The sequence below is a fragment of the Streptomyces sp. NPDC015532 genome, assembly GCF_043078065.1.
Taxonomy (GTDB): Bacteria; Actinomycetota; Actinomycetes; order Streptomycetales; family Streptomycetaceae; genus Streptomyces.
Window position 1 is genome coordinate 242862 of the sequence record NZ_JBIBSY010000012.1, and the last position, 18776, is coordinate 261637.

The 18776-nt window shown below is 68.2% G+C and carries 9 protein-coding genes; 8 read left to right on the forward strand and 1 reads right to left on the reverse strand.

What is annotated here, in order from left to right; all coding sequences use genetic code 11:
- Positions 1-183: 183 nt before the first annotated feature.
- From acnA to ACF07B_RS30640, 3 genes are all read left to right on the forward strand, one after another.
- Positions 184-2898 carry an aconitate hydratase AcnA gene (acnA, locus tag ACF07B_RS30630; RefSeq protein WP_392181346.1) on the forward strand — a complete coding sequence of 905 codons (2715 nt, stop codon included), beginning with the start codon at positions 184-186 and terminating at the stop codon, positions 2896-2898.
- A gap of 469 nt (positions 2899-3367) precedes the next feature.
- Complete coding sequence (locus ACF07B_RS30635) at positions 3368-4333, forward strand: lytic polysaccharide monooxygenase (protein ID WP_392181381.1); 966 nt, start codon at positions 3368-3370, stop codon at positions 4331-4333.
- A gap of 506 nt (positions 4334-4839) precedes the next feature.
- Positions 4840-8118 (forward strand): GH92 family glycosyl hydrolase, encoded by a 3279-nt coding sequence (locus ACF07B_RS30640; protein ID WP_392181347.1) that lies wholly within the window; start codon positions 4840-4842, stop codon positions 8116-8118.
- A 99-nt stretch (positions 8119-8217) separates the two neighbouring features.
- On the opposite strand, the gene ACF07B_RS30645 is transcribed toward ACF07B_RS30640, so the two are convergent.
- A complete protein-coding gene (locus tag ACF07B_RS30645; RefSeq protein WP_392181348.1) occupies positions 8218-12042 on the reverse strand; it encodes a GH92 family glycosyl hydrolase in 3825 nt (1274 codons plus the stop codon).
- Positions 12043-12529: 487 nt separating this feature from the next.
- Between ACF07B_RS30645 and ngcE the strand changes: the two genes are divergently transcribed.
- From ngcE to ACF07B_RS30670, 5 genes are all read left to right on the forward strand, one after another.
- A complete protein-coding gene (gene ngcE, locus ACF07B_RS30650) occupies positions 12530-13981 on the forward strand; it encodes an N-acetylglucosamine/diacetylchitobiose ABC transporter substrate-binding protein (protein WP_369479624.1) in 1452 nt (483 codons plus the stop codon).
- A gap of 58 nt (positions 13982-14039) precedes the next feature.
- Positions 14040-14972, forward strand: coding sequence for a carbohydrate ABC transporter permease (locus ACF07B_RS30655; protein WP_392181349.1), 933 nt, complete (start codon positions 14040-14042; stop codon positions 14970-14972).
- Between the two features lie 15 nt (positions 14973-14987).
- Positions 14988-15926, forward strand: coding sequence for a carbohydrate ABC transporter permease (locus ACF07B_RS30660; RefSeq protein WP_369479626.1), 939 nt, complete (start codon positions 14988-14990; stop codon positions 15924-15926).
- Positions 15927-16168: 242 nt separating this feature from the next.
- Entirely contained in the window at positions 16169-17368 is a 1200-nt protein-coding gene (locus tag ACF07B_RS30665) for an ROK family transcriptional regulator (RefSeq protein WP_329302111.1), read from the forward strand.
- 120 nt (positions 17369-17488) lie between these two features.
- A complete protein-coding gene (locus tag ACF07B_RS30670; RefSeq protein ID WP_392181350.1) occupies positions 17489-18601 on the forward strand; it encodes a substrate-binding domain-containing protein in 1113 nt (370 codons plus the stop codon).
- Positions 18602-18776: the final 175 nt, after the last annotated feature.

Genomic DNA, 18776 nt, shown 5'->3' on the forward strand with positions numbered 1-18776 from the left:
TGCCCGCCCCCATGCACTAGAGTTATCTCGACATCGAGATATCTGCCGAGGCGTACCGCAGCAGCACGTCGCCGGCGATCCGACGGTAAGGGTTACCTAACTTAGCCTTACCTTAGCGGATCGGCCATGGCGTCGTGGCGGCAGGATGCGGTGGGAACGCGCACATCAATGAAGGAGACTGTCGTGTCGGCGAACAGCTTCGACGCCCGCAGCACGCTGCAGGTGGGCGACGAGTCGTACGAGATCTTCCGGCTGGACAAGGTGGAAGGCTCGGCTCGCCTTCCGTACAGCCTGAAGGTGCTGCTGGAGAACCTGCTCCGCACGGAGGACGGCGCGAACATCACCGCCGACCACATCCGGTCCATCGGCAGCTGGGACTCCCAGGCCCAGCCCAGCCAGGAGATCCAGTTCACGCCCGCCCGCGTGATCATGCAGGACTTCACCGGCGTGCCCTGTGTCGTCGACCTCGCCACCATGCGTGAGGCCGTCAAGGAGCTCGGCGGCGACCCGGCCAAGGTCAACCCGCTCTCCCCGGCCGAACTGGTCATCGACCACTCCGTCATCGCCGACAAGTTCGGCACGAAGGAAGCCTTCGGCCAGAACGTCGAGCTGGAGTACGGCCGCAACAAGGAGCGCTACCAGTTCCTGCGCTGGGGCCAGACCGCGTTCGACGACTTCAAGGTCGTCCCGCCGGGCACCGGCATCGTCCACCAGGTGAACATCGAGCACCTCGCGCGCACCGTCATGGTCCGCAACGGGCAGGCCTACCCCGACACTCTGGTCGGTACGGACTCGCACACCACCATGGTCAACGGCCTGGGCGTGCTCGGCTGGGGCGTCGGCGGCATCGAGGCCGAGGCCGCGATGCTCGGCCAGCCGGTCTCCATGCTCATCCCGCGTGTCGTCGGCTTCAAGCTGACCGGTGAGCTCACCCCGGGCACGACCGCCACCGACCTCGTGCTGACCATCACCGAGATGCTGCGCAAGCACGGTGTCGTCGGCAAGTTCGTCGAGTTCTACGGCGAGGGTGTGGCCGCCACGTCGCTGGCCAACCGCGCCACCATCGGCAACATGTCGCCGGAGTTCGGCTCCACCGCCGCGATCTTCCCGATCGACGGCGAGACCATCAAGTACCTCAAGCTCACCGGCCGCTCCGAGCAGCAGCTCGCGCTCGTCGAGGCGTACGCCAAGGAGCAGGGCCTCTGGCTCGACCCGGCCGCCGAGCCCGACTTCTCCGAGAAGCTGGAGCTCGACCTCTCGACGGTCGTCCCCTCCATCGCCGGCCCGAAGCGCCCGCAGGACCGCATCGTCCTCGCGAACGCCGCCGAGCAGTTCAAGAGCGACGTGCGCAACTACGTCGCCGACGACGACGAGGCGGGCAAGGAGTCCTTCCCGGCCTCCGACTCCCCGGCCACCACCAACGGTGTGCCGTCCAACCCGGTCACGGTCACGGCCCCCGACGGCTCGACCTACGAGATCGACCACGGTGCGGTGACGGTCGCGGCCATCACCTCCTGCACCAACACCTCGAACCCGTACGTCATGGTCGCCGCCGCGCTCGTCGCGAAGAAGGCCGTGGAGAAGGGCCTGACCCGCAAGCCGTGGGTCAAGACCACCCTCGCCCCGGGCTCCAAGGTCGTGACCGACTACTTCGACAAGGCGGGGCTCACCCCCTACCTCGACAAGGTCGGCTTCAACCTGGTCGGTTACGGCTGCACGACCTGCATCGGCAACTCCGGCCCGCTGCCGGACGAGGTCTCCAAGGCCGTCAACGACCACGACCTCGCGGTCACCTCGGTCCTCTCCGGCAACCGGAACTTCGAGGGCCGTATCAACCCCGACGTCAAGATGAACTACCTGGCCTCCCCGCCGCTGGTGGTCGCCTACGCCCTCGCGGGTTCCATGAAGGTGGACATCACCCGCGACGCGCTCGGCACCGACACCGAGGGCAAGCCGGTCTTCCTGGCCGACATCTGGCCCTCCGAGGCCGAGGTCAACGACGTCGTGGCGAACGCCATCGGCGAGGACATGTTCAACAAGTCCTACCAGGACGTCTTCGCGGGCGACGCCCAGTGGCAGGCGCTGCCGATCCCCGAGGGCAACACCTTCGAGTGGGACCCGCAGTCGACGTACGTCCGCAAGCCCCCTTACTTCGAGGGCATGACGATGGAGACCACCCCGGTCTCGGACATCGCCGGCGCGCGCGTCCTCGCCAAGCTCGGTGACTCGGTCACCACCGACCACATCTCCCCGGCCGGTGCGATCAAGGCCGACACCCCCGGAGGCAAGTACCTCACGGAGCACGGTGTCGAGCGCCGTGACTTCAACAGCTACGGCTCGCGCCGCGGCAACCACGAGGTCATGATCCGCGGCACGTTCGCCAACATCCGCCTGCGCAACCAGATCGCGCCGGGCACCGAGGGCGGCTACACCCGCGACTTCACGCAGGACGGCGCCCCCGTCTCCTTCATCTACGACGCCTCGCGCAACTACATCGAGCAGGGCATCCCGCTGGTCATCCTGGCCGGCAAGGAGTACGGCTCCGGCTCGTCCCGCGACTGGGCCGCCAAGGGCACCGCGCTCCTCGGCGTCAAGGCCGTCATCGCCGAGTCGTACGAGCGCATCCACCGCTCGAACCTCATCGGCATGGGCGTCCTGCCGCTCCAGTTCCCGGAGGGCGTGACGGCCGAGTCCCTCGGTCTGACCGGCGAGGAGACCTTCTCCTTCACCGGCGTCGAGGAGCTCAACAACGGCACCACCCCGCGCACGGTGAAGGTCACCACCGACACCGGCGTCGAGTTCGACGCGATCGTGCGCATCGACACCCCCGGCGAGGCGGACTACTACCGCAACGGCGGCATCATGCAGTACGTGCTGCGCAACCTGATCCGCAACTGAGCGGTCCGGTGACACAGTCGTAGGGCAGCTCCGCAGGAGTCGAGGGCCGCATCCCCGGTTGACGGGGGTGCGGCCCTTCGCCGTCACCCCGAACTCCCCGCCGGGGCACGGCCGGTGCCCGGACGGAAGCGGGACGCCGGCCCCGACGGGTGCGCGCGATGCGCCAGGCGTTTACAGGGGTCCCTGCGCGCGCTACTTTCCGAGTGAGGTGGGAGCGCTCCCATGAGGTGGACCGGAACCCGCCCCTCGGGGCTGCTCCCACCTCGCCCCGGTCCCGTACGGCCTCATGAAGGGATTGATTGTCATGCACTTAACAAGGTCGCGTCCGGCGCGACGGCGTTCGCCGGGCCCGCGTCCGGCCGGAACGCGACGGCCTCTCTTCCGGTCAGGGCTCCCCGGCCGCCGCCCGTCCCCCTTCCTGGTCCTCCTCGCCCTCCTGGCGGTGCTCCCGGCCCTCGCCCTGATCGTCATGACCGGCGGCCGGGCCGAGGCGCACGGCACCCCCATGAAGCCCGGCAGCCGCACCTTCCTGTGCTGGCAGGACGGGCTGACCGACACCGGTGAGATCAAGCCGGTGAACCCGGCCTGCAAGGCGGCGCAACAGGTCAGCGGGACCACGCCGTTCTACAACTGGTTCTCGGTGCTGCGCTCGGACGGGGCGGGACGCACCCGCGGCTTCGTCCCCGACGGCTCGCTGTGCAGCGGCGGCAACCCGAACTTCTCGGGCTTCGATCTGCCGCGCTCCGACTGGCCGCTGACCCACCTCACCGCGGGCGCGAACGTCGACTTCGCGTACAACGCCTGGGCCGCGCACCCCGGCTGGTTCTACGTCTACGTCACCAAGGACGGCTTCGACCCGACCAGGACCCTCACCTGGGACGCCATGGAGGACCAGCCGTTCCTCACCGTCGACCACCCGCCGCTCAACGGCACCCCGGGCACGGTCGAGGCCAACTACTCCTGGAGCGGCAGGCTGCCGGCGGGCAAGACCGGCCGCCACATCATCTACATGGTCTGGCAGCGCTCGGACAGCGCGGAGACGTTCTACTCCTGCTCCGACGTCGTCTTCGACGGCGGCAACGGAGAGGTCACCGGCATCCATGATCCGGGCAACCCGACCGAACCCCCGCCCGGCGCCTGCTCGGCGACCCGGCGCACCACCGGCAGCTGGCCCGGCGGTCACCAGTCCGAGGTGACGGTCACCAATACCGGAACGGTCCCGATGCTCGGCTGGATGGTCGACTGGACGCTGCCGGGCGGGCAGTCGGTCGCCAGTCTGTGGAGCGGCAACGCGACTTACAGCGGTCAGGACGTGATGGTGCACAACGCCGACTGGAACGGCTCGCTCAGTCCGGGGGGCAGCACCACGTTCGGCTATGTCGTCCAGGGCTCGGGTGGCGATCCGGCAACGGCCCTTCCCTGTCAGGTCGGCTGAACAGGCGACGCTCGGGGCGGACCGGGTGGGTGGGTTCGGACCCACCCGGTCCGCGAGCCCGGACGCGGCGGGGGAGGCCCTGCCCGGGATGGTACGGCTTGTGGCGACCGAGGTGCGCGACAACGTTGTCGAACGGTCTGCTCACGACTCTATCGCCTCAACGGACAACGATGTCAAGCACGTTGACGGCCCACCTCGGCGCGTTCACGACCCTCGGGGCGGGTGCCGGGTGCCGGGTGCCGGGTGCCGGGTGCGGGCGCGACGGCGACGGTGACGGCGGGGGACGGGCGGGCGGCGGAGCGCCGCTCAACGGCCCGGGCAGGTCACCGGTGGCCCGGACGGGCGCGACCCGTCCGGCGCGCCGTCCGTGACGCCATCGGAGGACGTGCCGGGCGCGTCCCCGGCGGCGCAGGCGGTCTTCCGTGGTACCCGTGGCGCACGTTACTGTCCCTGCGGCTTGTGCGACCTGTGGTGCGCGACCCGTCCGAAGGAGGAGGGGCCGCGTCATGCGTTTCCGTCCGTCATCGTTACTGCTGGCCGTCGCCCTGACGGTGGCCGGCGCCACCCCGGCCCTGGCCGCACCTCCGTCGGGGCCACCGGAACTCGTCCAGGACCCCACCGCGTACGTCGACCCGCTCATCGGCACCAGGAACGGCGGCAACGTCTTCCCGGGTGCCGTCACGCCCTTCGGCATGCTCTCCTGGAGCCCGGAGAACACCCGCGGGGACGCCACCCGCACCGCCGCGCCCGGCGGCTACCAGTACGACGCCACGCGCATCCGGGGCTTCAGCCTCACCCACATGTCCGGAACGGGATGCGCGGGCGGCAGCGGCGACATCCCGTTCTTCCCGTACGCCGGTGAGGTCACCTCGTCCCCGGCGGCCGACACGAGGGACGCCGTCTACGCCTCCGGGTTCGCGCACACCGACGAACTGGCCGAGCCCGGCCACTACAAGGTGGGGCTCGCCTCCGGAGTGACCGCCGACCTCGCGGCGACCGCGCGCACCGGCTCGGGGCGGTTCACCTTCCCCGCCGACAAGCCCGCCTCGATGCTGATCCGCACCGCCAACTCCGAGGTCGGGTCGACGGATTCGACCGTGCGCATCGACCCGGTGACCAGGACCGTCTCGGGCTCCGTCACCTCCGGGAACTTCTGCGGCTATCTCGACCCCGAGGGCCAACGCTCCTACTACACCCTGTACTTCACCGCCCGCTTCGACCGCGGCTTCAAGACCACCGGTACCTGGCAGGACGACCGGCTGAGCCCGGGGGCCACCGAGGCGAGCGGCGGCACCGGAGGCTTCGCGCAGGGCGGCCGGCCTCTCGCGGGCAAGGGGGCGGGCGGCTATGTGGAGTTCGAGCCCGGCGCCGACCCGGTGAACGTCAAGGTCGGCATCTCCTACGTCAGCCAGGAGGGCGCCGCCGCCAACCTGGAGGACGAGAACCCGCCGTCCCGCTCCTTCGCCTCCGTCCGGCGCGCCGCCCACCGTGCGTGGCGCGAGCGGCTCGGCGCGATCGGCGTCGGCGGCGGCACCGACAGTGACCGCACCACGTTCTACACCGCGCTCTACCACGCCCTTCTGCACCCGAACGTCATCAGCGACGCCGATCGCAGATACCGTGGCTCCGACGGCAAGGTGCACACCGTCGGCCGGGGCCACGAGGCGCAGTACGGCACCTTCTCCGGCTGGGACGTCTACCGCTCCCAGGTCCAGCTGCTGACCCTGCTCGACCCGGACACCGGCTCCGACATCGCGCAGTCGCTCCTCGAACTCGCCCGGCAGAACGGGGGAGTCTGGGACCGCTGGCTGCACGGCGCGAGCGGCACCCACGTCATGAACGGTGATCCGTCGGCGCCCGCCCTCGCGGGCATCCGCGCCTTCGGCGGCACGGACTTCGACCTGCGCGGCGCGCTCCGCTCCCTGGTGAAGGCGGCGACCGTGCCGACCGAACAGGACCTCTCGCCGGCGGGCAAACCGGTGCTCTCGGCCGGCCAGCGACCCTCGCTCGACAAGTACCTCGAACACCACTACATGCCGTCCGTGTCCAACGCCTGGGGCGGCGCCGCCGAGACCCTGGAGATGTCCGGCGCGGACTTCGCGATCTCCCAACTGGCCAGGGCGGCGGGGGAGAAGAACACCGCGGCCGACTTCGCCGAGCGCTCCCAGTGGTGGCAGAACAACTTCAACATCGCGGCCGACCCCGGCGGCGGTTACATCACCAACCGCAAGGCCGACGGAAGTTGGGTCAGCGGCTTCACCCCGGCGACCGGCAACGGTTTCGTGGAGGGGACCGCGGCCCAGTACACCTGGATGGTGCAGCACGACCCGGCGGGCCTCTTCGCCGCCATGGGCGGGCGCGCGAAGGCCCTCGGCCGTCTCGACACGTTCTTCCACAACGAGGACGGGAGCTGGGCGTTCAGCGGCAGCGGCGGTGACAAGTCCGAACTGGACAACGAGCCGTCGGTCAACGTGCCCTACCTGTACGACTACGCGGGCGCGCCGTACAAGGCGCAGGAGACCGTCCGCGCGGCGATGGCCCGGCTGTGGTCGACACAGCCCGGCGGCATCCCCGGCAACGACGACCTCGGCGAGATGTCGTCCTGGTACGTCTTCTCCGCGCTCGGCATGTACCCCCAGGTGCCCTCCCGCGCCGAACTCACCCTGGCCTCACCGCTGTTCCCGAGGATCGAGATCGAGCGTCCGGGCGGCGCCGACATCGAGATCCGGGCCCGGGGCGCGGCCGCGGACGCCCCGTACGTCCAGTCGCTGCGCGTCGACGGCCGCGGCAGCGACCGCCCCTGGCTGCCGGCCTCCTTCGTCCGTGAGGGCGGCACCCTCGACTACACGCTGTCCACGACACCCGACAAGAGCTGGGGAAGCGCGGAGGCAGCCGCGCCGCCCTCCTTCCGCACGGGCGAGCAGCCGTACCAGATCGGTGTGGGGCCGACCGCGGCGACGCTCGCGCCCGGGGGCAGCACCGCGCTCGACATCCGCGCCCTGGCCCTGGGCGGCGGCGCCGGGCCCGAGGTCCGCTTCCACGTGGACACGCCCGCGGGAGTGACGGCGACCCCGGCCGAGGGCACGGTGAGCGACGGCGCCCAGCGGATCGCCCTCACCGCCGCCGACGACGCCGAGCAGGGGTTCTACGACGTCAAGGTGACCGTGACCTCCGCCGACACGTCGTACACGCAGCCGGTGGCGCTCACCGTCGCGGCCCCGGGATCCCTCCTCGCGGCCTACGACAACACCGGTGTCTCGGACGACACCGGTGACCACGCCGAGGCGGACTACGACGGCGGCGGCTGGAGCTACTCCCGGCAGGCCCTCGCCGACGCGGGCCTGACCCCGGGCGGCTCGGGGACGGTGGACGGTCTCGCCTTCACCTGGCCGAAGTCCCCGTCCGGCCGTCCCGACAACGCCTCGGCCACCTCGCAGACCATCGAACTGAGTGACCCGGCGAGCCGGTTGTCCTTCATCGGCAGCGCCGTGAACGGCAACCAGCAGGCCACGGCGACCGTCACCTACGCCGACGGCGGCACCGACTCCGTCGACCTGTCCTTCACCGACTGGACCGTCGGCGGCGGGGGCGGAACCGTCCAGTACGGCAACGAGACCGTCGCGAGGACCGCCTACCGCAACGTCGCCGGAGCCGGAAAGGACCCGGTGGCCACCTATGTCTTCGCCACCAAGCCCTTCACGGCACCGGAGGGGAAGACGATCAAGAGCGTCAAGCTCCCGGACAACGCGGACCTGCACGTCTTCACCCTCGCGGTGAGCCGGTGAGTCGGTGAGCCGTTGAGCTGACCCGCTGAGCTGACCCCTACAAAGCAGGGCGGGCCCGGAGTCTCCTCCGGGCCCGCCCCCTTTCGCGTGGGATGCGGCTCAGGCCAGCAGTTCCACCTCCGCCAGGGTCGACGCGCCGTCGAGGACGAGACGGTAGTGGGCGTACGAACCCGGGGCCGCGACCGTGAAGGCCCGGGTCTGTCTGTCCCAGGGGAAGGACTCACCGGAGCGCTTGTCGAGGTCCGTCCAGGTCGACCCGTCCGGGGAACCCTGGAGCGTCCACCCGCTCGGCGCCTTCGTGTGGTCCGCGGAGGTCAGCGTGTACTGAACCCCCTCGGTGCCGGAGCCGACCGGCAGGTCCACCGAGGTGACGGCGGCGTCCGTCGCCGAGGTGTTGTCGAACAGGGCGCCGTCCCCCTTGAGCGTGTCCGCCCGGGGCGAGGGCACCTTGTCGTCCTCGGTGACCGACACCGGTGCCGCGTTCTTGCCGGTGCCCCACGAGGACGGCCGGGCGCCCATGTCGAACTCCAGCACTCCGCCCCGGCTGATCAGGGAGTGGGGCAGCGAGGTCGAGTTCCACCGCTTGCCGTTGAACCGGACGCCCTGCACGTACACGTTCTTCGTGCTGTTGCGCGGGGCCTTGATGACCAGGTCGTGGCCGTTCTCCAGGTGGACCGTCACCTTGGTGAACAGCGGGGAGCCGATGGCGTACTCGCCGCTGCCCATCACCAGCGGGTAGAAGCCGAGCGAGGAGAAGAGGAACCAGGCCGACTGCTCGCCGTTGTCCTCGTCGCCGTGATAGCCCTGTCCGATCTCGCTGCCGGTGTAGAGACGCGAGAGGACCTCGCGGATGTTCTTCTGCGCTTTCCAGGGCTGCCCGGCCGCGTCGTACATGTAGTTCACGTGATGGGCCACCTGGTTGGAGTGCCCGTACTGGCCCATGCGCACGTCCCGGGCCTCGGTCATCTCATGGATGACACCGCCGTAGGAGCCCACGATGTCGGGCGAGGCCGTCTCGGGGGTGGAGAAGTACGTGTCGAGCTTGTCCGCGAGCGCGCCGCGGCCGCCGTACAGGTTGGCGAGACCGCGCGAGTCCTGCGGCGCGGTGAACGCGTATCCCCAGCCGTCGGTCTCCGTGTAGTCGTAACCCCACACGCGCGGATCGTACTTCGCGGAGTCGACCCGCCAGTCGCCCTTGGCGTCGCGGCCCTGGAAGAAGCCGGCCTTGGAGTCGAAGAGGTTCACGTAGTCCCGCGAGCGGTTGAGGAAGTAGTCGGACTCCTCCTTGTAGCGCTTCTCGCCGGTCTTCTTGTAGAGCGCCTTGCCCATCTCGGCGATGCCGTAGTCGTTGACATAGCCCTCCATGGCCCACGACAGGCCCTCGCCCGTGGAGGTGCTCGTGTAGCCGAGGAAGGGCGAGGTGGCCATGCCCTTGCGGCCCACACCGGACGTCGGCGGGACGACCGTCGCGTTCTTCAGGGCCGCCTCGTACGCGGACTTGGCGTCGAAGCCGACGCCCTTGACGTACGCGTCCGCGAACGCCACGTCGGACGAGGTGCCGGTCATCAGGTCCGCGTAGCCGGGCGAGGACCAGCGCGAGGTCCAGCCGCCGTCCTTGTACTGCTGCACGAACCCGTCGACCATCTCACCGGCCTGACCGGGCGTCAGCAGCGAGTACGCGGGCCAGGTCGTCCGGTAGGTGTCCCAGAAGCCGTTGTTGACGTACACCTTGCCGTCGACGATCTTCGCCCCGGTGTGGGTCGGGGTGTCCGGACCCGGCATCGGGGAGAACGGCGAGGCGTACTGGTACTTCGAACCCACCTTCTCGAAGCCGGAGTTCGGGTACAGGTAGAGCCGGTACATGCTGGAGTACAGGGTGGTCAGCTGGTCCGGCGTGGCGCCCTGCACCTCGATCTTGCCCAGGAGCCGGTCCCACTGCTTGCGCGCCCCCTTCCTGACCGCGTCGAACGACGTGCCGTCCGGGATCTCCTGGCTCAGGTTGTCCTTGGCCTGGTCGAGGCTGATGAGCGAGGTGGCCAGCCGCAGGGTGACGGTGTGGTCGGAGCCGGGCTTGAACTTCAGATAGCCCTTGACGCCGCTGGAGGAGCCCTCGGTCACGGGCGCGTCGAAGACCCCGTACACGAACAGCCGGGTGGCGCCGGTCGACAGACCGGACTTCACGTCGGAGTAGCCGGTGACCACGCCCGCCGACGTGTCCAGCGTCAGACCCGCCTGCTCGGTGACGTTGTCGAAGATCACGCTCGCGTCGTCGCCCGGATAGGTGAAGCGCAGGGCGGCGGCGTGGTCGGTCGGGGCCAGCTCCGCCTTGAGACCGTTCTCGAAGGTCACGCCGTAGTAGTACGGCCGCGCGGTCTCGTTCTCGTGCCGGAAGGCCAGTTCACGGGCGGTGCGGCCGGTTTCCGGGGTGCCGGAGGCGGCCGACGGCATCACCTGGAAGGTCTGCCGGTCGCCCATCCAGGGGCTCGGCTCATGGCTCGCGCTGAACGCCTGGATGGTGGGCAGGTTGTCCGCGTTGTTGGCGCGGGCGTAGTCGTACAGCCAGCTCAAGGAGCCCGCGTTGGTCACCGGCGTCCAGAAGTTGAAGCCATGCGGTACGGCGGTCGCCGGGAAGTTGTTCCCGCGCGAGAAGCCGCCGCTGGAGTTGGTGCCGCGGGTCGTGAGCGCGTAGTCGGCCAGGTGCGCCGCGGGCTTGCGCGGAGCGGCCGTCCTCAGCGCGACGTCGTCCAGCCAGCCGCGGAACTTCGCGGGGCCCTTGGGGGAGTCGTACGCGAGGACGATCCGGTCGACGGTCTTCCCGGCCGCGACGGAACCGATCCGCGAGGTCACGCTGTTCCACTGGTTGACGTAGAGCACCTTGGCGGCGCCCTGGCCCTGGGGGGTCAGCGCGAATCCGTGCTGGTCGACGGCGTCGAGACCGCTCAGCGAGGTGCCGTCGGTGAAGACCAGGTCCACGGCCGCGTTCGTGGCGTCGTAGTCCCGGTCGCCGTCCGCCATCGAGGGGAAGATCCGGTACGACAGCTCGGTGTCCCGCCCGACGGCGACGTTCACGTCGAACACCTTGTTGTACGAGTACGCCCGGCCGTCGCCCTGGTGGGTGCCGGCGTAGCGCAGGGCCCGCTTGCCCGTGAAGCCCGCGCCCGCCTTCGCGGTCGGCGAGCCGCTCGGCCCCCGGTCCACGAGCGAGAGCATGTCCTTGGGCGTCGGGTCCTCGCTCGGTCCCGTCGAGAACTGGACGTCGGCGATCTGGAGGATGTCGCCGCCGTTGTTCTTCGTGACGTCCAGCCGGAAGTGCTGGTACTCGACGGGGCTCTGGATGTCGTACGACTTCGTCTGGAACCGCTCGCCGAAGGATTCGCCGGAGCGGGTGTCGAGGGTCTTCCAGTCCTTGCCGTCGGCGGAGCCCTGGAGGGTCCAGTCCCGCGGGTCGCGTTCGTCGTGGTCGTTTGCGGATGTGACCGCGTACGTGACCGCCTTGACCGGCGCGTCCAGGTCGAACTCCGCCCAGCCGGTGGGCTCGAAGGTCAGCCATTTGCTGCTCGGCTCACCGTCGACGAGGTTCTCCTTGACCTCGCCCGCGCCGGTGTTCTCGCCGCTGGCCCGCACGTCGGTGACATGGTCGGTCACATTGCCGGGGATGCCGGTGCTGTAGCCGCCGTCGACCCCGGAGGACCGCTTCGTCCCGTCGGGGGCGGTGTCCACCGTGTTGAGCCAGTCCGGGGCCGGATCGCCCGATTCGAACGAGGTGCTGAATTCCCGGTCGGGCTTGGCCGCTTGGGCGGGCAGGGCGACCGCGACGCCCTGGGAGGCCGCTAACAGGGCGAGGGCCGCCACCCCCAGGGCCGCCGGGGAGCGCCATCCGGCCCGATGCGTGGAACTCTGTCTGTACCGAGCTCTGTGCTGCATGCGCGAGCACCCTCCCTGCACGTGGACAACGTTGTCAAATTCGATGCGCAAGGACCATTTGGGCGTCAAGTTGACAGTGATGTCAAGGGTGTTGGGTGTGGCATCCGGGGTGAATACCGTGTGACGAACCGTGCATTGAGTTCATTGCGGGAGGCCGGCGTCCTGTGGATCTTCGCCGGGGTGGTCCGGGGGTGCCCCATATTTCCGTGAGGTCTCAACTCGGAAAAGACCGACGGCCAAACCTGCATTCGATCTTGCTCCCTTGGCGGGAAGTGGACTATACCTGTCGCGTCCGGCCAGTCGATCGACTGGCTCCGGACAGGCAGGACCCAGGGGGGAATTTCGCGGGACGGCGGAGCGTGGTCCATCCACGCGATGCCGGTTCGTCCCGGTGAATCCCCCATGCACGACCCCAGCTTGACCTAACCGCGGTGCCGGGGAGGATCCGGTTCACCGCCTGAGTCCTGGAGAAGGCGAGGACTTGAGCATGGGATCCACTTCCGCCGAGAACAGCAGCCCCGAGGGTGTCGGCCGCCGTGACCTCATCAAGAGGTCGGCCGCACTCGGTCTGATCACCGTCCCGACGATGAGCTTCCTGTCCGCCTGTGCGAGTGGCGGGGGCGATGACGACAACTCCGGCGACAAGGGCACCGGCAAGACCAGCAAGGACAACCCCTTCGGCGTGAAGAAGGGCGGCGGCAAGCTCGACGTCGTCGTCTTCAAGGGCGGCTACGGCGACGAGTACGCCAAGGCGTGGGAAGCGGCCTTCGACAAGAAGTGGGGCAGCAAGAGCGCCCACACCGGCACGCAGGAGATCACCGGCAAGCTCCAGCCCCGCTTCAACGGCGGCAACCCGCCGGACATCGTCGACGACTCGGGCGCCCAGCAGATCAAGCTGGACGTGCTCTACAAGAGCGGCCAACTCCTCGACCTGGCCGCGGTCCTGGACGCGCCGTCCATCGACGACCCGAGCAAGAAGGTCCGCGACACCCTGATCCCGGGCACGCTCGACCCGGGCTTGCAGGGCGGCAAGGTCGTCTCGCTGAACTACATCTACACGGTGTGGGGTCTGTGGTACTCCGGCAAGCTCTTCAAGGAGAAGGGCTGGGAGGTGCCGAAGACCTGGGACGACTTCCTCGCGATCTGCAAGGACGCCAAGTCGCAGGGCATCGGCGGCCTCGCCCACCAGGGCAAGTACCCGTACTACATCAACGTCGCCATCATGGACCTGATCGCCAAGAAGGGCGGTCTGGACGCCATGAAGGCGATCGACAACCTCGACCCCAAGGCGTTCGTCGGGTCCGACGCCGCCCAGGCGGCCGTCGAGGCGATCTACGAGATCGTGGAGAAGGGCTACTTGCTGCCCGGCACCAACGGCCTCACCCACACCGAGTCGCAGACCCGGTGGAACCAGTACAAGGCCGCCTTCATCACCTGTGGCTCCTGGCTGGAGAACGAGCAGCTCAAGCAGACCCCGCCCGACTTCGACATGAAGTTCATGCCGATGCCCAACCTGCCCGACAGCAAGCTGCCGTTCGAGGCGATCCGGGCCGGCTCGGGCGAGCCGTTCATCATCCCGGCGAAGGCCGCGAACCTGCCCGAGGCCAAGGAGTTCATGCGCTCCATGCTCTCCAAGGAGTGGTCGACGCTCTTCGCGCAGAAGGCCAACTCGCTCACCATCCTCAAGGACGGTGTGTCCGACGGCGTGGAGCTGCGTCCTGGCACGCAGTCCACCGTCGACGCGTCGAAGGCGGCGGGCGACAATACCTTCAACTACCTGTACCCCAACTGGTACAGCGAGATGGGCACCGCCATCGAGACGGCGTCCAACGAGCTGATGTCCAAGCGCATTCAGCCGAAGGAATGGCTGAAGCGGGCCCAGGCGGCGGTCGACAAGGCGGCCAAGGACCCGGAGTCCAAGAAGAACCACCGCGACTGACCACGTAAACCCGGAACACCAGGGTTACGCACACCCGGCACACCAGGGGCAGGATGCCATGCGAAAAGGGCAGTACCGGTTCGTCGCGGGGTTTCTCCTCGCACCTTTGGCGCTGTATCTGATCTTCGTGATCTGGCCTTACGTACAGACCATCGGTTACTCCTTCACCGACTGGAGAGGGCAGTCGCAGACGTTCAGTTTCGTCGGCCTGGACAATTACAAGGCGCTCTTCCAGGACGACGTATTCCTCGGAGCGATCTGGCACAACATCCTGTTCCTGGTGTTCATCCCGGTGATCACCATCCTGCTCGCCCTCTTCTTCGCCTTCATGGTGAACGCGGGCGGGCGGGGTGGCGCCGGTGGCGTACAGGGCGTCGCCGGCTCCGGCTTCTACAAGATCGTGTACTTCTTCCCGCAGGTGCTGTCGCTCGCGATCGTGGCGGTGCTCTTCGGGGCCCTCTACCGCAGTGACAGCGGCGGTCTGCTCAACGGCCTGCTGATCAAGGTCGGTCTGGTCGACGCGAACAGTCCCGTCGAGTGGATGAACGAGCCCAACCTGGTGCTGTGGTGCCTGATGGCGGTCGTCGTCTGGCACGGCGTCGGCTTCTACCTGGTGCTGTTCTCCGCCGCCATGCAGTCCATCCCGCGGGACATCTACGAGGCCGCGCTGCTGGACGGCGCGAGCCGCACCCACACCTTCTTCCGGGTCACCCTGCCCCTGCTGTGGGACACGGTGCAGACCGCCTGGGTCTATCTCGGCATCATCGCGATGGACATGTTCGTGCTCGTCTCGACCACGACCCAGGGCACCGGCTACGGCGGTGGGCCCGACCACCACAGCGAGGTCATGGCGAACGTCATGATGCGCAACTTCCTCTACTACGGAAAGAGCGGCTACGCCTGTGCCATGGGCGTCATCATGCTCCTTCTCACCCTGATCCTGTCCGTGGTCACGCTGCGCGCCACCCGCCGCGAGCGCATCGAGTTCTGAGCGGGAGACACGACTATGAGCGCACCCATCACGGAGCCGGCGAAGGTCGACGGCGCCGGAGTACCCCCGCAGCGAACAGCCAGGAAGGCCCCGCCACGGCCGGGTGACAAGCGCACCGAGGGCATGGCCCTCAACGTCTTCTCGCACGGCTTCCTGGCCCTGTGGGCGGTCCTGATCATCCTTCCGCTGCTCTGGCTGGTCCTGAGCTCCTTCAAGACCGACGCGCAGATCGGCGGCTCGGCCCTCGGCTGGCCCACGAACTGGCAGCTCGACGTCTTCAGCCGGGCCTGGAACAAGGGCATCGGCGACTACTTCGCCAACACCCTGATCGTGCTGGTCTTCTCCGTCCCGCTGACCATGCTCCTCGGCGCGATGGCGGCGTACGTACTGGCCCGCTACGAGTTCCCGGGCAACCGGCTCGTGTACTACTTCTTCGTCGGCGGGGCCATGTTCCCCGTCTTCCTCGCCCTGGTGCCGCTGTTCTTCATGGTCAAGCGCCTGGACATGCTGAACACGTACCAAGGCCTGATCCTGGTGTACGTCGCCTACTCGCTGCCGTTCACCGTGTTCTTCATGCACGCGTTCTTCCGGACGCTGCCCACGGCGGTCTTCGAGGCGGCGGTGCTCGACGGGGCCTCGCACACCCGGGCGTTCTTCCAGGTCATGCTGCCCATGGCCAAGCCCGGGCTGCTCAGCGTCGGCATCTTCAACGTGCTGGGCCAGTGGAACCAGTACATCCTGCCCTCGGTGCTGATGCAGCCCCAGAGCAGCTCGGACCCGGAGCGCTACGTCCTGACCCAGGGCCTCATCCAGCTCCAGCAGCAGCAGGGGTACGCCACCGATCTGCCCGTCCTGTTCGCCGGCGTGACGATCGCCATGGTCCCCATGCTGATCGTGTACCTGTCCTTCCAGCGTCAGGTCCAGGCAGGTCTCACTTCGGCCACTCTCAAGTAACGAATCGCCCCGTCCGTCACATGCGCCACCTCCGTCACGGGGGTGGCGCACGTGTGTCCGGGTGCGGCCGGGGGTCGAACATGACTGGGCGACCCCGATTTTCGTCAAGGACTTGACTGCGGTAACCCGTTCAGCGGAGCTTGGAGTTCACAACTTGTAAGTGACCGGGGTCCCGTTGACGTGACCCAGATCACACGGGCGGCATCGGGGCCGCCCGGCTGAGGGCAGGAGTGGATGAGTCGATGGAGACTCCGGGGTCGCAGTCGTCGCTGCACCGAGCCAATCTGGAGCGCGTCGTGCGAGCGGTGCGCCTCGCCGGTTCGCTCACGCAGGCGGAGATCGCGAGGGCGACGGGCCTTTCGGCCGCGACCGTTTCCAATATCGTTCGTGAACTCAAGGACGGTGGAACGGTCGAGGTCACACCCACTTCGGCGGGCGGCCGCAGAGCGCGCAGCGTGTCCTTGAGCGGGGACGCCGGGATCGTGATCGGTGTCGACTTCGGGCACACCCATTTGCGCGTCGCTGTCGGAAATCTGGCCCATCAGGTGCTGGCCGAGGAGTCCGAGCCGCTGGACGTGGACGCCTCCGCCGCGCAGGGCTTCGACCGCGCCGAGGAACTGGTCAGCCGCCTGATTGCAGCAACGGGGGTCGACCGTTCCAAAATCGCGGGCGTGGGCCTTGGCGTGCCGGGCCCCATCGACGTGGAATCGGGCACCCTGGGGTCCACCTCGATCCTGCCCGGCTGGACCGGCGCGAGGCCCGCCGAGGAGCTGCGGGGGCGGCTCGGCGTGCCCGTCTACGTGGACAACGACGCCAATCTGGGCGCGCTCGGCGAGATGGTCTGGGGCAGCGGTCGAGGGGTCCGGGATCTCGCCTACATCAAGGTCGCCAGCGGTGTCGGCGCGGGACTGGTCATAGAGGGCAAGATCTACCGCGGCCCGGGTGGCACAGCGGGAGAAATCGGGCATATTACACTTGATGAATCCGGCCCCGTCTGCCGTTGCGGCAACCGCGGCTGCCTGGAGACCTTCGCGGCGGCGCGCTATGTGCTGCCGCTCCTCCAGTCCAGTCATGGTACCGATCTGACCATGGAGGGCGTGGTCAGGCTGGCGCGGGACGGAGATCCGGGCTGCCGTCGGGTGATCGCCGACGTCGGTCGTCACATCGGCAGTGGAGTCGCGAATCTCTGCAATTTGCTGAACCCGAGTCGGGTGGTCCTGGGCGGCGATCTCGCCGAGGCCGGCGAGCTCGTTCTCGGGCCCATCAGGGAGTCTGTCGGCCGCTATGCGATCCCCAGCGCCGCACGTCAACTCTCGGTGTTGCCAGGGGCACTTGGGGGCCGTGCGGAGGTGCTCGGCGCGCTCGCTCTCGCACTCAGCGAGATGGGCGATTCGACCCTTTTGGACGGTTCTCTGTCCGCCGGTACTCCTGCCTTCACTTAGAGAACGCATGGCACCGTTGCCATCTCGTTAAGTATTTACTTCTTGACGTCGCACGTGTGGCCGAGTTGACTCCAGTCCACCTCGGCCGCAACGACGCGGCCTCGTCAGGGAGGTTTAGGAATGAACACGCAGATGCGTCGTGCCGCCGTTGCCGTTGCCGCTGGTGCAATGGCCGTTTCTCTCGCCGCTTGTGGCAGCGCCAAGGAGTCGAGCGGCGACAGCGACAGCTCCGCCAGCTCCGCGAAGAAGGGCGACGCGATCAAGGTCGGTCTGCTCCTTCCGGAGAACCAGACGGCTCGGTACGAGAAGTTCGACAAGCCGCTGATCGAGAAGAAGGTCCAGGAGCTCACGAACGGCAAGGGCGAGGTCGTCTACGCCAACGCCAAGCAGGACGCGAGCACCCAGAACCAGCAGGTCGACACGATGATCACCAACAAGGTGGACGTGCTGATCGTTGACGCTGTGGACGCCGCCGCGATCAAGAGCTCGGTCCAGAAGGCCAAGGACGCCGGCATCCCGGTCGTGGCCTACGACCGCCTCGCGCAGGGCCCCATCTCGGCCTACACCTCGTTCGACAACAAGACGGTCGGCAAGACGCAGGGTGAGGCGCTCCTCACCGCCCTTGGCTCGAAGGCCAAGGACGGCAAGGTCGTCATGATGAACGGTTCGGTCACCGACCCGAACGCCGCTCAGTTCAAGGCCGGCGCCCACGAGGTGCTCGACGGCAAGGTGAACGTCGGCAAGGAGTACGACACCAAGGAGTGGAAGCCGGAGAACGCCAACGCCAACATGGAGGCGGCGATCTCGGCTCTCGGCAAGAAGAACATCATCGGTGTCTACTCCGCGAACGACGGCATGGCCGGCGGTATCATCACCGCGCTGAAGGCCGCCGGCATCAAGGTCCCCGTCACGGGCCAGGACGCCGAGCTCGCGGGTGTGCAGCGCATCCTCGCGGGTGAGCAGTTCATGAGCGTCTACAAGCCGTACGCCCCGGAGGCCGACGCGGCCGCCGAGCTGGCCGTCGCGCTCGCCCAGGGCAAGTCGCTCGACAGCGTCGCCAAGGACAAGGTCGACAGCCCGACCGACAAGCAGATCCCGTCCCTGCTGGTTCCGGTCACCTCGCTGACCAAGGAAAACATCAAGGACACCGTCGTCAAGGACGGCCTGTACACGGTCAACGACATCTGCACCCCGGCGTACGCCGCGGCCTGCAAGAAGGCCGGCCTGCAGTAAACAACCGCGAGTAGCCAAACACGTACGGGAATTCGATACTGAATTCCCGTACGTGTGACTCGTGTGATCCAAAGCTCCTCCGGTGCCCCGCATCCAACAGCCCCGCAAGCTAAGCGGGGCACCGGACGGAACCCCCACCGCAAAATTCTGCACAACCTCCCGCCGGGTCAGGCGG

Excerpts from the sequence above, each read along its gene's own strand:
- ACF07B_RS30635 (WP_392181381.1), top strand. The coding sequence starts at position 3,368 with ATGACCGGCGGCCGGGCCGAGGCGCACGGCACCCCCATGAAGCCCGGC.
- ACF07B_RS30640 (WP_392181347.1), top strand. The coding sequence starts at position 4,840 with ATGCGTTTCCGTCCGTCATCGTTACTGCTGGCCGTCGCCCTGACGGTG.
- ACF07B_RS30645 (WP_392181348.1), bottom strand. The coding sequence starts at position 12,042 with ATGCAGCACAGAGCTCGGTACAGACAGAGTTCCACGCATCGGGCCGGA.
- ngcE (WP_369479624.1), top strand. The coding sequence starts at position 12,530 with ATGGGATCCACTTCCGCCGAGAACAGCAGCCCCGAGGGTGTCGGCCGC.
- ACF07B_RS30655 (WP_392181349.1), top strand. The coding sequence starts at position 14,040 with ATGCGAAAAGGGCAGTACCGGTTCGTCGCGGGGTTTCTCCTCGCACCT.
- ACF07B_RS30660 (WP_369479626.1), top strand. The coding sequence starts at position 14,988 with ATGAGCGCACCCATCACGGAGCCGGCGAAGGTCGACGGCGCCGGAGTA.
- ACF07B_RS30665 (WP_329302111.1), top strand. The coding sequence starts at position 16,169 with ATGGAGACTCCGGGGTCGCAGTCGTCGCTGCACCGAGCCAATCTGGAG.
- ACF07B_RS30670 (WP_392181350.1), top strand. The coding sequence starts at position 17,489 with ATGAACACGCAGATGCGTCGTGCCGCCGTTGCCGTTGCCGCTGGTGCA.